We start from the raw sequence: 11,706 nt of genomic DNA, 5'->3' as shown, positions 1-11,706 counted from the left end.
GGGCATTACGCGAACTGGGCGAGGTAGGCGCGCTGGGTCGCGACCGGGTCCGGTGCGGCATAGATACCGCTGACCACGGCCACCAGATCGGCGCCGGCGTCGATGATGGGACCGACATTGTCCGGCGTCAGCCCGCCGATCGCCACCCGCGGCACGCCCAGTGCGGCGCTTTGCCGCAGCAGGTCGGTATGGGCGCGGCTGGTGGTGATCTTGGTGGTGGTCGGGAAGAACGCGCCGAAGGCCACGTAGCTGGCGCCGGCAGCCACGGCCTTCTCGGCATTGGCCAACTGGTCGTAGCAGGAGGCGCCGATGATGGCGTCGGGGCCGAGCAGGGCGCGCGCGCTGGGGATGTCACCGTCGGTGCCGCCCAGGTGCACGCCGGCCGCGCCCACGGCCTTGGCCAGCGCCGGGTCGTCGTTGATGATCAGCGGCACGCCGCGCTCCGCGCACAGCGCCTGCAGGGCGGTGGCCTGTTCCTGCCGCAGCGCGTCGTTGGCGGTCTTGTTGCGGTACTGCAGCCAGGTGCCGCCAGCGGCCAGCAGCGGCGCGGTACGGGCCAGCAGGTGCGCGGTATCGGGCTCGTCCGGGGTGATCAGGTAGACGCCGCGGGGCGCCGGGGAAGCAGAAGTCATCGATGGCTACCGGTGCGTGGGCCGCGATGGGACAATGGCGGCCCGTGAATCCAGCCCTGATTATCCGATGAGCGATGCCACCCCCACCACCTTGCGCACCTGGATGTGCGTGGTCTGCGGCTTCCTTTACAGCGAAGCGGAAGGCTTGCCGGAGGAGGGCATCGCGCCGGGGACGCGCTGGGAGGACATCCCCGAGACCTGGACCTGCCCCGATTGCGGGGTGACCAAGGCCGATTTCGAGATGGTTGAAGTCGATTGACCGGTAGGGCCTGCAGGCCCTTCTGTGGGTGCGGACCGTTGGGGTGGGTGTGGACCGTTGGTCCACACACCGACTCCCTCAATGCAGCCGCGGCACCGGCCCGCCCAGGTCGATCAGCTTCTCACGCAGCCACTGCGCATCGCTGGCCTCGGGATTGCGCTTCAGGTACTGCCCCAGGTCGTGGCGGGCACCGGCCAGATATTCCAGCTGCAGATAGGCCAGGCCGCGATCCCGCAGCGCGTCGTCCTGCTCCGGGGCCAGCTTCAGCAGGCGATCGGCACTGCGTGCAGCGCGGTCCCACTCGCCGGCCTCGGCGTACACGCCATGCAGGTTACGCAGCATGCGCATCAGGATCGCGCGCGCCGGCGCCGGGTCAAGGATCTGCGCCAGCACCTGGTCATCGGGCATCTGCCCGCCCAGGTGTGATTTGGCGCGTTCGCGCAGTTCGTCCACGTCCAGTGGTCGGCCGCCGTTGAACGGGTCCATCACCAGCACGCCGTCGTCCACCGGCAGGCGCACCAGGAAGTGCCCGGGGAAGGACACGCCATCCAGCGGGATGCCCAGCCGGCGCGCGACTTCCATCTGCACAAGCGCCAACGAGATCGGGTTGCCCAGGCGCCGCTCGAACACCTGGTTGAGGTAGCTGTTGCGCGGGTCGTAATACTCGTCGTGGTCCCCGCTGTAGCCCAGCTCGTCGAACAGGTGGCGGTTGATCGCCGCCATCTTCAAGGGGCTGTTGTCGATGCTCTCCACTTCCGAGCGCAGGTGGTCGACATGGCTCTGGATCAGCGCGTCGTAGGTGGACGGCTGCAGATCGGGGTATTCATCGCGCGCGATCAGCAGCGCGGTCGGCAACAGTGGCAGCGCCTCGTCTTCGAGGTCGGCCAGTGCATCCCAGTCGGGGAGTGTGATCCGGTCCTGCATGGCCACAGACTGGCGGCAATTGCAGACGGTTTCAAGCGGTGTCGCGTGAAAAATTCCGGGGTCAGATCCCTTTCGCTTGCGAAAGGGATCTGACCCCGGTCAGGTTGGATTGCCGGCCAGCGGCCGGCACTACCATTATTTTTCGATGCCCGGGCCGAAGGTCAGCGCAGTGCCGTCCTTCAGCTTGAGCTTCTCGGCCTGGCCGGCGTTGAGCTCGAGCACGTACCGGGCCGGGCCACCGCTGGGATACGGCGGGCACATGTCGCCGGCCGAGCACGGCGGTACGTCGCGCTGCTGGCTGACCAGCCTGCGCTCGCTGTCGAAGTACAGGATGTCGAGCGCGATCTTGGTGTTCTTCATCCAGTACGCCTGCATTTCCTCGCGGTCGTGGATGAACAGCATGCCGTGGTCGGCCGCCATCTGGTCGCGGAACATCAGCCCGCGCGCGCGGGTTTCATCGTTGGTGGCCAGCTCGACCTGGTAGCGGGCGCCATCCAGTTCGACCCAATGGCGGGCCGCGTCGGTGGCACAGCCGGCCAGGGCCAGCAGCGGAAGCATCAGCAGCGAACGCAACAGCGACATCGTCAGGATCCTTCGAAAGGGTCAGAGCACGACCGGTGGCTCGCCACCGACGATCACCACATCGGCGCGGCGGCGTGCGAACAGGCCGACGCAGACCACGCCCGGCAGCTGGTTGAGTTCGCGCTCCAGCTTTTCCGGATCGGTGATCTGCAGGTTGTGGATGTCCAGGATCTGGTTGCCGTTGTCGGTGACCACGCCTTCGCGCCAGGTTGGCTGGCCGCCGGTCATGTCGCGGATCTGGCGGGCGACCAGGCTGCGCGCCATCGGGATCACTTCCACCGGCAGCGGGAACTTGCCCAGCACCGGCACCTGCTTGCTCGGGTCGACGATGCAGATGAAGCGCTCGCTGGCCTCGGCGATGATCTTCTCGCGGGTCAGCGCGGCGCCGCCGCCCTTGATCAGGCACTTGTTAGCGTCGCACTCATCGGCGCCATCCACGTACAGCGACAGGTTGCCGCTGTGGTTCAGCTCGATCACCTCGATGCCGTGCTGCTTCAGGCGCGCGGTGCTCTGCTCGGAGCTGGACACGGCCCCCTTGATGCGGTGCTGGATGCGGGCCAGCGCATCGATGAAATAGGCCACGGTGGAACCGGTGCCGACACCGACGATCATGCCGTCTTCAACGTACTCGATGGCTTTCTCGGCGGCCAGGCGCTTGGCTTCGGACATGGGAAGAACTCTCAGGCAGGGAATCAGGATTTCTTTTCCAGCGACAGCAGCAGCTTCCACTGCGCAGCGGTCACCGGGAACACCGACAGGCGGTTGCCCTTGGCAACCAGCGGGAAGCCTTCGCCGAGCTCATCAGCGTGCAGCTTGATCTCGTCCAGCGCGATCACCTGCTTGAGCTTGCGGTCGAAGCCCACGTCCACCAGCATCCAGCGCGGGTTTTCGCGCGTGCTCTTGGGGTCGTGGTAGTCGGACGTCGGATCGAACTGGGTGTCGTCGGGGTAGGCCGGGCTGGCCACCGTGGCGAGGCCGACGATGCCGGGCACCTTGGTATTGGAGTGGTAGAACAGGATGCCGTCACCCACCTGCATGCCATCGCGCATGAAGTTGCGCGCCTGGTAGTTGCGCACCCCGTTCCAGGGTTCGACCTTGACCTTGGCCAGGTCATCGATGGAGAAGGCGTCCGGTTCGGACTTCATCAGCCAGTAGCGCTTGCGGGCGGTCATGCGTTCACGGGGGCAGCGGAGGGGAACAGGGTGCCGTCTTCGGTGCAGATCGCGTCCACCGGCACGTCCCACGACGCCACCGGCAAGGCCTCGACCTGCTGCACCGCGAACGCAGCACCGACCAGCCAGGGCGGCGCCGGCCGGTCGTGGCGGAAGGCGAAGCTGCGATCATACCAGCCGCCCCCCATGCCCAGCCGGCGGCACTGCGCGTCGAAGCCCACCAGCGGGGTCACTACCAGCGCCATCTGTGCCGGTTCCAGGGTGTCTTCCAGCGCCACGTCCGGTTCGGGAATGCCGTAGCGGTTGCTGGTCAGCGGCTGCCCCGGCCGCCACGGTGCGAAGCGCAGCACCTCACCGGCCAGCACCGGCAGGCAGTAGGTGAGGCCTTCGGGCAGTTGCAGCTGCCAGCGGTGAAGGGCGATTTCGCCATCCAGCGCCCAATAGCCGGCCACGGCGCCTTCGCGCGGGGCGAACGGCAGGGCGAGCAGGGCGTCGGCAAGCGATTCGGCGGCGGCAATGCGCGCAGCGGCGGAAAGGTCGCGGCGGCGTTGCCGCAGGTCGTGGCGCAGGGCCTGGCGCGGGTCGGTCATGGCAGCGTGCGGCAAGGAACAGCCGTCATTGTGCCGCAAAGAACAAGGGCGACGCCCGAAGACGCCGCCCTTGCTGGAATATTGCATTCTCCGCAATGTCGATGCATGCGAAACGACCTTGAACCCGGGGGCTCAAGTGGGAACGCTGGAGAACCATCGGGCTTCCCGCTACAAGGCGGACCTGCACTCCCGGCGCTGTCGCGCTCCCGGTGTCGTTCTTAAGGGACAAGGCGAATGTTTGCACATGCCGTCGAGTACCGCAGAGAACGCGTGGCCATTATAGCCAGCGAGCAGAATCTGGATAGGCCGTTCGTCGGCAACAGTCCGTGCCAATTCAGATATGAGAAGACGCGTTGTGCACGATCTTCAGGCGCCGCTGTCGATGGCGCGGTCCAGGCGCCGGTTCAGGTCGGCCAGCGTCTGCTGCAGGGCCACCGCCTGGCGGGCGTTCTCGTCGCGCAGCTGCTGCAGTTCGTGGGCCAGGTTCAGCGCGGCCAGCACGGCAACGCGATCGACGGCGGCCATGCGGTTGCTGCCGCGGATCTCGCGCATGCGCGCATCGAGCAGGCGCGCGGCCGCCATAAGGCTGTCGCGTTCATCGCCACCGACGCCCACCGTGTATTCACGATCGAGGATGCGGACACTGACCGGTTCGGCGCTCATGTGTGCTGCTCCAGGGATTTGAGCCGGCTGATCATTGCTTCCACCCGCGAGCGTGCCTGCTCGTTCTTGGCCAGCAGCGTGGAACGCTCGGCCACCAGCTGTTCCTGCTGGTGGCGCAGGCTGCGGTTCTCCTCGGCCAGGCGCTGGTTGCGTTCAAGCAACGCCTCCACGCGGGCGGCGAAGTCCTGCAGCTGGGCAAGGGGATCGGCGGGTTCCATGCGGGCACGATAGGCAAGCCGGGTAAGGGCGGTCAAGCGTTGTCGCAGCAAGGCTGGACAGCTGCGGAGAGGATGCCGTCGGGTTGCTACACTACCGGGTCTCACGGGCGCGCGCGTGCGCGTCCCGGGTTTCCTTATCCGAACGAGCCGCACGATGACCGAACTTCCCTCCGTCGACGACGTTACCCGCGCCAGCCAGGAACTGGGCCTGGGCGCCACCGCTGCCGAACTGCACGGCGCGCTGTGCGGCTGGCTGGCCGCCGGCGGCGCCCCCGGCAACGACTGGCCGGCGCGCGTGCTGGCCGACGACAACCTGCCGCCGGTGGCCGCCGGCAGCGTGCTGGGGCAGCTGCTGCAGGCCACCATCAAGCAGCTGGAAGACCGCGACTTCGCCTTCGAACTGTTGTTGACCGACACCGACGACGTGTCCGCGCAGGCCGATGCCATGTTCAGCTGGACCCGCTCGTTCCTGGGCGGCTTCGGCCTGGGCAGCGGCGGCCGCCGCCCGGCCCTGTCCGAAGAGGGCGAAGAAGCGCTGACCGACATGGCCAGCCTGGCGCGTGCGTCCAGCGAGGATTTCGAGGCCGGCGGCGATGATGACGACGAAGCCCTGTCGGAGATCGAGGAGTTCATCCGCGTGGCGGTGCTGCTGCTGCACGGCGACGTGGTGCTGGCCGCGCGCCATCGGCAGCGCCTGAACTGATGGATATCAAGCAGCGCACCGGCATCGCGGCCGGCGAATACAAGCGTCGTCGCCGCCAGCTGATGGACATGGCCGGCGAGGACGCGATCCTGGTGCTGCCGGCCGCGGCCGAGAAGGTGCGCAGCCTCGATACCCATTACCCGTTCCGGCAGGATTCGGACTTCCAGTACCTGAGTGGTTTCCCGGAGCCGGAAGCGGTGCTGGTGTTGATCCCGGGCCGCCGCCACGGCGAAGCCATCCTGTTCTGCCGCGAGCGCGATGCCGAGCGCGAGGCCTGGGATGGCAGCCGTGCCGGCCAGGAAGGGGCGGTGGCGCACTACGGCATGGACGATGCCTACCCGATCGACGATCTGGACGACATCCTGCCGGGCCTGCTGGAAGGGCGCTCGCGCGTCTACTACCACTTCGGCCGCGATGCCGACTTCGACCTGAAACTGATCGGCTGGGTCAACCGCGTGCGTTCGCAGGTGCGCCACGGCGCGCAGCCACCTCATGAGTTCCTGGAGCTGGGCCACCTGCTGCACGAGCAGCGCCTGTTCAAGTCCGGCGCGGAGGTGGCGCTGATGCATCATGCCGCGCAGATCAGCGTGCGTGCGCACCTGGCGGCGATGCGGGCGGCCAGGGCGGGTATCCACGAATACGAACTGCAGGCCGAGCTGGAGCGCGTGTTCCGCGCCAACGATGCCGTGCCTGCGTACTGCAGCATCGTCGGCGCCGGCCGCAACGGCTGCATCCTGCATTACCGCGACAACAACGCGCGTTCGCGCGATGGTGAGCTGGTGCTGATCGATGCCGGTGCCGAGTACCGCGGCTATGCCAGCGACATCACCCGCACCTTCCCGGTGAATGGCCGCTTCAGTGCCGAGCAGCGCGCGCTGCACGATCTGGTGGGCGAGGCGCAGACCGCGGCGCTGGCGCAGGCCAAGCCGGGCGTGCCGTACGAGGCCGGCCACCTCGCCGCAGTGCAGACCCTGACCGAGGGCCTGCTGCGGCTGGGCCTGCTGAAGGGCACGTTGGAAAAGAACCTGTCCGAAGGCCTGTACCAGCGCTTCTACCGGCACAAGACCGGGCACTGGATCGGCATGGACGTGCACGACGTGGGCGATTACCGCCTGGCGGGCGACTCGCGCTTGCTGGAGCCGGGCATGGCGTTCACCATCGAGCCGGGGTTGTACATCGGCGTGGATGACACGACGGTGGAACCGCGCTGGCGCGGCATCGGTATCCGTACCGAGGATGACGTGCTGATTACCGGCGACGGCCATCGGGTGCTGACCGAAGGGCTGGCGCGCAGTGCCGACGAGATCGAAGCGGTGATGGCGGGGTAAGGGGTTATCGGCAGGGCTTGCAGCCCTGCACCTGCTTCAAGCCAGGGCAACATCCGAAGCAACAGCAACAGCGGGCATTCCGTGGGATGGCGGGGCACTGTGGGTTTGCGGGGACGCCGTAAACCCGTCCATGGGGGCTTGGTCGCCGCATCCATGCGGCTCACACCCCGCAAACCCACAGTGCCCCGCCTTCGACAGGTTCACGCGGCTGTTGGTGGGTGCCGACCGTTGGTCGGCACATCTGTCAGACATCGAATGAATCATCCACGCATGGCGTGGATCTACTGGCAATTGCGGTTGTTGGTTCGCGCGGCTGTTGGTAGGTGTCGACCTTGGTCGACACAGAGCGAGCGCAGCAAGCGATCCGCTTCTGCTTTTCTTTTTTCTTTTCCGTGGTTGGACGCGGCAGGAAACTGTCAAAGGTGGGGCGGGTGGGCCATGCAGGGGCGTTGGCGCCATGGATGGCGCCATCGAGCTTACAGGGACGTACTTGCAGCGTCCCCTGCATGGCTCACCCGCCCCGCCAAGCACGGCATTTTGAATTCAGCGCCCAACCACGAGGGGCTCAGCCGTTGGCCGCCGCAAACTCCGGCCGCGTCAGGTTGTCCGCCTCGCCCTCGGTGCACAGCACTTCGTCTTCGATGCGGATGCCGCCATACGGGCGGAAGAAGTCCACGCGGTCCCAGTTGATCGCATCGCCATGGCCGGCATCCTTCACTTCGTTCAACAGCATGTCGATGAAGTACAGGCCCGGTTCGATGGTCACCACCATGCCCGGCTCCAGCACGCGGGTCAGGCGCAGGTAGGGATGACCGGCCGGGCGCTCGATGCGGCCACCTTCGTCGCTGGCGGCGAAGCCGGCCACGTCATGCACCTGCAGGCCGATCAGGTGACCGATGCCGTGCGGGAAGAACGCGGCGCTGACGCCGGTTTCCAGCGCAGTCTGCGGCGAGACCTTGATCACGCCGAAGTCCTTCAGCACGCCCATCAGCGAAAGATGTGCATCCACATGCAGCTGCTTGTAGTCGAAGCCCGGGCGAACTGCTGCGCACATCTGCTGCTGGGCGGCGTCGACGGCGGCGATCATCGCGGCGAATTCGTCGTGGCCGTGCGCGGCGTACGTGCGGGTGATGTCACTGGCATAGCCGTGCGCGCTGGCGCCGGCGTCGATCAGGAAGCTGCGCAGCGGCTGCGGTGCCTTGCGGCCCAGCTCGGTGTAGTGCAGCACCGCAGCGTGCTCGTTCAGGGCCACGATGTTGCCGTAGGGCAGTTCGTTGGCATCCTGGCCGACGGCCTGGCAATAAGCCATGTGGATGCTGAATTCGTCGGCGCCATTGCGGAACGCGGCTTCGGCGGCACGGTGGCCGCGCACGCCCAGCACCTGCGCCTGGCGCATCAACGCGATCTCATACGGCGTCTTGCTGCCACGATGCCATTCGAGGTAGTTCACCACCGGCGCCGGGTTGTTCGGCACGAAAGCACCCAGCGCGCTCTGCGGCTCGGCCAGGATCGCGCAGCGCGCCGCATCGGCCGGCAGCAGGGCCAGCGCCTCTTCGGGCTTGCGGATGATGTGGATATCGAAGTGCTCCACCCACCAGCCGCTGGGCGCGTCCGGCACCACGTGCCAGTAGTCGAAGGGCTGGTGGAAGATCACCGCCGGGCGCTTGCCCGGGGTGAACACGATCCAGCTGTTGGGCACGCGGGTGAGCGGCAGCCACGCCTTGAACTGGGGATTTACCGCGTACGGATAGTCGCGGTCGTCGAACACCTGGTAGTGCAGGGTGCCGCTGGGCACCACCAGGTGGTCGAAGCCGCCGCGGGCCAGCGCCTGTTCGGCGCGTCGGCACAGCACGGCCAGATGGTCGGAATACAGGGCGCCGGGGTCTTGCTGGATCATTGCGGTGGCTCGACACGGAAAACGGCCCTAGATTCTGCCGCATACCGCAGAAAACCGCTGTGCCGGAACCGGCACTCAGGCCGTCGAAACCGGTCCCTCGTCGCTGTCCTCGCCTACCCACTGCCGCAGCAGCTGCCGATGTTCGCGCGACAGGGTAAGGAAGCGGAAGCCGGTCCAGCTCTGCCCAGGGGCGTGCGCAGGCTCGCTCCACAGCAGGTGCACGCCCACGTCGATGGCCTCCTGGCGGCCATCGCCCATCGGCAACGGGAAACGCAGCTGGTACAGCGCGTCCTCGCGCAATGGCGTACTGGCCAGCATCAGCATGCCGGTTTCGGACACGTTGCCAAGGCGACCCACCACGCAGTCGCGCATCTGGTCGGTGACCGGTACCAGGTCCGAGACCTGGCGGCGTGGCGCGCGACGGGTGTCCTGGGGCGGTTGGGTGTTCATGCGGATGTCTCCCCGGCGTGGCCGTCGGCCAGTGCACGCAGTGCGTCGAGGCTGGCCTGCCACGCGCGATCAACCAGCCGCCCCTTGTCTTCGGTGACCAGCTGCGCGCGGCCCGCGCTGATCTGCCGGGCCAACGTATCCAGGTCGGTATCGGCGATCTTCTGTCCGCGCGGATTGACGAACAGGGCATGGCCGGTCAGCAGGCTGTACCAGGACAGGCGCTGGCGGCGCAGCGTGCCATCGCCATTGTCGATGTCGAACCAGCTGCCGAACGGCAGCGCGGACAGCTGCTGGTAAGCGGCTTCCTCGGCGGCGTTGCGCGGGCTGGATGGTGCCGTGGTGGTGGGCCCGGCCTGTTCTCCCAGCCGCGCGCGCGCCTTCAGGCGCGCACTGAGCTCGGTACGCGAGGTGCTGTCATCCTCGCCGCCGGGCGTGGCCAGCCTGCGCGCGACCGCAGCGGCTTCCTCGGCGTGGTAGCCCACCTGCACCAGCGCGGCTTCCACATCGGCGGCCAGCGCGGCATCGGTGCCACCGGGGGCATCCACGGCCTGCGCGGTCACCGCTGCAATGCGCTGGGTCTGTTGCAGGCGCTCCTGCCATTGCGGTGAATCATCGCCGTGGCGCAGGCGGGTCAGGGTGAGGGCATCGGCCCAGGCCTGGCGCAGCAGCGTCTGCACGAAGCGCGGCGGTGCCTGCGCATCACAGCACTGGTCGATCTGTGCATTGGCCTGGCGCCGGGCCAGTTCCAGGCGTTCCTTGCCGCGCGCGGCTTCGACGTGGCGGCGCTCGGCCAGCTCGGCGCGGTGAACCGCCGCACGCTGGTGCTGCTGCACGTCCTCGTTGGCGGTGGCGAAGGCTTCCGGGGTACGGACGTCCTGGCCCAGCAGGCCCTGCACGCTCTGCGCCATGCGCTGCAGCAGCTGTGGATCGACATCATCATCGCCCAGCCAGCTGGCGCCGGCTTCGGCGACCTGGTTGAGCAGTTCGCGGGCGGGATGCTCGTCACGCACGAAGAAGCCGGGGTCAGCCATGGCGGCGCGCGCCAGTGGCACCTGCAGGCGTGCCAGCAGGGCCGCCGGCACCGGGTCTGGGCGTTGCTGCTGCTGCACCTGCTGCATCAGCAGGCGCAGCAGGTCGAGGTTGTCACGGTCATGGCTGCCGAGCTGCGCCTGTGCGCCATGTTCGCTGCGGAGCTGGGCGACAACGGCCGCCTGCAGATCGGCAACGCCGGTGGCGGCACTGGACTGGGCCTGCAATCGCGCGAGTACGGCATCTACGGCGGCGCTGGGCACGGCGACGCTCTGCGCGGGCGCTGCGCTGGCCTGCCGGGCCTGCTGCAGCAGTTCGTGCAAGGCGCTGCCGGCGGAGGTGGTCAGCCCGGGGATGGCCGAGCCGGCGCTACCACTGTCGCTGACCGCATCCTGCAGCAGGTTCGACCACGAGCCGGAGGGAGCCGGCCCGTTCCAGCCGGTCAGCGGCGCTGCGGTACGTTTGGCGGGCTGCGTCGCGCGGCCACCACCCACCGACTGGGTGATGATGCGCCGCGTGCTCGCCGAACGTGCCAGGTAAGGGGTGTAGACCAGCCCGGGCAGGACGCCCTGCTGGGACAGCAGGGCATTGGCACGATCAAGTACATCGCCCAGGCGCTCCAGTACCTGGCGTTCGAAGCTGCGGTACAACGCCAGCTGCACTTCGGTGCTGAGGCCGTCCTGTTCGGCCAGCCTGCGCACCATTGCACACAAGGCCTGCGGTGCAAGGGGCAGGGCGTCGGTCTCGAATGCCGGCGCAGCGGCGAGTACGCCCAACCGCTGGCCCAGCAGGTTCAGCGAGTTGGTTGAACGCAGGGTTTCACGCCGCACCATCTCGGTCAGCAGCAGATCACGGTCGACATCGTGTTCGGCGACCAGGGACAGGCCCAGCATGCCGGGCAGCGGTGGTGGCGTGGAAAGCGCCGGCGCCGCCGCCGCAGGGTCACGCAGGCGTGCCAGGGATTCGGCGACTGCGTCGAGCATGCGATCGGGGAAATGGCCGGCGAAGGCGTGCAGCTGGCCGCGCTGGGCCATCAGGTCCGCCTGCTGCATGGGATTGCGCGCGCGATCCGCGTCGTGCAGCAGCGCTTGTTCCAGCGCTTCAACGGTCAGGATCAGAGGCGCGGCCAGGGTCTGCCGGCAGAGGCCGATCAACGCGCCCAGCAGTTCGCGCACCCGCGGCGGCAGGTCGGCTGCAGCCAGGCGGGCTTTGTCGGCAGGGGTTGGGGAAAAGACAGCTGACATCTGCGAGCGGTACCC

At 67.8% G+C, this 11,706-nt stretch carries 15 protein-coding genes and 1 other RNA gene; 3 read left to right on the top strand and 13 right to left on the bottom strand.

Annotation, left to right across the window (positions count from 1 at the left end):
* Positions 1-5 precede the first annotated feature (5 nt).
* Positions 6-632 (bottom strand): thiamine phosphate synthase, encoded by a 627-nt coding sequence (gene thiE, locus AASM09_RS18300; protein WP_049428288.1) that lies wholly within the window; start codon positions 630-632, stop codon positions 6-8.
* A 34-nt stretch (positions 633-666) separates the two neighbouring features.
* Here thiE and AASM09_RS18295 point away from each other — a divergent pair, with 34 nt between their 5' ends.
* On the top strand, positions 667-891 hold the full coding sequence (locus tag AASM09_RS18295; protein ID WP_014038358.1) for a rubredoxin: 225 nt from the start codon (positions 667-669) through the stop codon (positions 889-891).
* A gap of 78 nt (positions 892-969) precedes the next feature.
* Here AASM09_RS18295 and AASM09_RS18290 read toward each other — a convergent pair whose 3' ends face one another.
* The 8 genes from AASM09_RS18290 to AASM09_RS18255 all read right to left on the bottom strand — a co-directional run bounded on the left by AASM09_RS18290 (position 970) and on the right by AASM09_RS18255 (position 5,040).
* Positions 970-1,815: a SirB1 family protein gene (locus tag AASM09_RS18290; RefSeq protein WP_005410904.1), complete on the bottom strand. Its 846-nt coding sequence runs from the start codon at positions 1,813-1,815 to the stop codon at positions 970-972.
* A 135-nt stretch (positions 1,816-1,950) separates the two neighbouring features.
* Positions 1,951-2,397, bottom strand: coding sequence for a DUF192 domain-containing protein (locus AASM09_RS18285; RefSeq protein ID WP_049428291.1), 447 nt, complete (start codon positions 2,395-2,397; stop codon positions 1,951-1,953).
* 21 nt (positions 2,398-2,418) lie between these two features.
* Positions 2,419-3,066, bottom strand: coding sequence for a ribose-5-phosphate isomerase RpiA (gene rpiA, locus AASM09_RS18280; protein ID WP_006389802.1), 648 nt, complete (start codon positions 3,064-3,066; stop codon positions 2,419-2,421).
* Between the two features lie 23 nt (positions 3,067-3,089).
* A complete protein-coding gene (locus AASM09_RS18275) occupies positions 3,090-3,569 on the bottom strand; it encodes an EVE domain-containing protein (RefSeq protein ID WP_100443674.1) in 480 nt (159 codons plus the stop codon).
* On the bottom strand, positions 3,566-4,159 hold the full coding sequence (locus AASM09_RS18270; RefSeq protein ID WP_049428294.1) for a 5-formyltetrahydrofolate cyclo-ligase: 594 nt from the start codon (positions 4,157-4,159) through the stop codon (positions 3,566-3,568). Before AASM09_RS18270 ends, AASM09_RS18275 begins: the two co-directional genes overlap by 4 nt.
* A gap of 83 nt (positions 4,160-4,242) precedes the next feature.
* A non-coding RNA gene (gene ssrS, locus AASM09_RS18265) (6S RNA) lies at positions 4,243-4,428 on the bottom strand.
* A 97-nt stretch (positions 4,429-4,525) separates the two neighbouring features.
* On the bottom strand, positions 4,526-4,822 hold the full coding sequence (locus AASM09_RS18260; protein ID WP_049428297.1) for a cell division protein ZapA: 297 nt from the start codon (positions 4,820-4,822) through the stop codon (positions 4,526-4,528).
* Complete coding sequence (locus tag AASM09_RS18255; RefSeq protein ID WP_005410898.1) at positions 4,819-5,040, bottom strand: TIGR02449 family protein; 222 nt, start codon at positions 5,038-5,040, stop codon at positions 4,819-4,821. The genes AASM09_RS18260 and AASM09_RS18255 overlap by 4 nt, the downstream gene beginning before the upstream one ends.
* Before the next feature lie 154 nt (positions 5,041-5,194).
* On the opposite strand from AASM09_RS18255, the gene AASM09_RS18250 reads away from it, so the two are divergent.
* On the top strand, positions 5,195-5,743 hold the full coding sequence (locus tag AASM09_RS18250; RefSeq protein WP_049428299.1) for a UPF0149 family protein: 549 nt from the start codon (positions 5,195-5,197) through the stop codon (positions 5,741-5,743).
* A 5-nt stretch (positions 5,744-5,748) separates the two neighbouring features.
* Complete coding sequence (locus AASM09_RS18245) at positions 5,749-7,071, top strand: aminopeptidase P N-terminal domain-containing protein (protein WP_100443692.1); 1,323 nt, start codon at positions 5,749-5,751, stop codon at positions 7,069-7,071.
* 244 nt (positions 7,072-7,315) lie between these two features.
* Here AASM09_RS18245 and AASM09_RS18240 read toward each other — a convergent pair whose 3' ends face one another.
* The 4 genes from AASM09_RS18240 to AASM09_RS18225 form a co-directional block, all read right to left on the bottom strand.
* Positions 7,316-7,579, bottom strand: coding sequence for a hypothetical protein (locus AASM09_RS18240; protein WP_157804705.1), 264 nt, complete (start codon positions 7,577-7,579; stop codon positions 7,316-7,318).
* A gap of 57 nt (positions 7,580-7,636) precedes the next feature.
* Positions 7,637-8,968 carry a Xaa-Pro dipeptidase gene (gene pepQ, locus AASM09_RS18235; RefSeq protein WP_100443673.1) on the bottom strand — a complete coding sequence of 444 codons (1,332 nt, stop codon included), beginning with the start codon at positions 8,966-8,968 and terminating at the stop codon, positions 7,637-7,639.
* Between the two features lie 75 nt (positions 8,969-9,043).
* Positions 9,044-9,418 (bottom strand): PilZ domain-containing protein, encoded by a 375-nt coding sequence (locus tag AASM09_RS18230; RefSeq protein WP_049426705.1) that lies wholly within the window; start codon positions 9,416-9,418, stop codon positions 9,044-9,046.
* Positions 9,415-11,691 (bottom strand): DUF1631 family protein, encoded by a 2,277-nt coding sequence (locus AASM09_RS18225; protein WP_049426695.1) that lies wholly within the window; start codon positions 11,689-11,691, stop codon positions 9,415-9,417. The genes AASM09_RS18230 and AASM09_RS18225 overlap by 4 nt, the downstream gene beginning before the upstream one ends.
* Between the last annotated feature and the right edge of the window lie 15 nt (positions 11,692-11,706).

It is taken from the genome of Stenotrophomonas maltophilia (assembly GCF_039555535.1).
GTDB classification, from domain to species: domain Bacteria; phylum Pseudomonadota; class Gammaproteobacteria; order Xanthomonadales; family Xanthomonadaceae; genus Stenotrophomonas; species Stenotrophomonas maltophilia_Q.
This window is presented reverse-complemented; position numbering and strand designations above follow the sequence as displayed.

What these genes read in the sequence shown, in the direction of transcription:
- thiE (WP_049428288.1), bottom strand. Translation starts at nt 632, where the DNA reads ATGACTTCTGCTTCCCCGGCGCCCCGCGGCGTCTACCTGATCACCCCG.
- AASM09_RS18295 (WP_014038358.1), top strand. Translation starts at nt 667, where the DNA reads ATGGCGGCCCGTGAATCCAGCCCTGATTATCCGATGAGCGATGCCACC.
- AASM09_RS18290 (WP_005410904.1), bottom strand. Translation starts at nt 1,815, where the DNA reads ATGCAGGACCGGATCACACTCCCCGACTGGGATGCACTGGCCGACCTC.
- AASM09_RS18285 (WP_049428291.1), bottom strand. Translation starts at nt 2,397, where the DNA reads ATGTCGCTGTTGCGTTCGCTGCTGATGCTTCCGCTGCTGGCCCTGGCC.
- rpiA (WP_006389802.1), bottom strand. Translation starts at nt 3,066, where the DNA reads ATGTCCGAAGCCAAGCGCCTGGCCGCCGAGAAAGCCATCGAGTACGTT.
- AASM09_RS18275 (WP_100443674.1), bottom strand. Translation starts at nt 3,569, where the DNA reads ATGACCGCCCGCAAGCGCTACTGGCTGATGAAGTCCGAACCGGACGCC.
- AASM09_RS18270 (WP_049428294.1), bottom strand. Translation starts at nt 4,159, where the DNA reads ATGACCGACCCGCGCCAGGCCCTGCGCCACGACCTGCGGCAACGCCGC.
- AASM09_RS18260 (WP_049428297.1), bottom strand. Translation starts at nt 4,822, where the DNA reads ATGAGCGCCGAACCGGTCAGTGTCCGCATCCTCGATCGTGAATACACG.
- AASM09_RS18255 (WP_005410898.1), bottom strand. Translation starts at nt 5,040, where the DNA reads ATGGAACCCGCCGATCCCCTTGCCCAGCTGCAGGACTTCGCCGCCCGC.
- AASM09_RS18250 (WP_049428299.1), top strand. Translation starts at nt 5,195, where the DNA reads ATGACCGAACTTCCCTCCGTCGACGACGTTACCCGCGCCAGCCAGGAA.
- AASM09_RS18240 (WP_157804705.1), bottom strand. Translation starts at nt 7,579, where the DNA reads ATGCAGGGGACGCTGCAAGTACGTCCCTGTAAGCTCGATGGCGCCATC.
- pepQ (WP_100443673.1), bottom strand. Translation starts at nt 8,968, where the DNA reads ATGATCCAGCAAGACCCCGGCGCCCTGTATTCCGACCATCTGGCCGTG.
- AASM09_RS18230 (WP_049426705.1), bottom strand. Translation starts at nt 9,418, where the DNA reads ATGAACACCCAACCGCCCCAGGACACCCGTCGCGCGCCACGCCGCCAG.
- AASM09_RS18225 (WP_049426695.1), bottom strand. Translation starts at nt 11,691, where the DNA reads ATGTCAGCTGTCTTTTCCCCAACCCCTGCCGACAAAGCCCGCCTGGCT.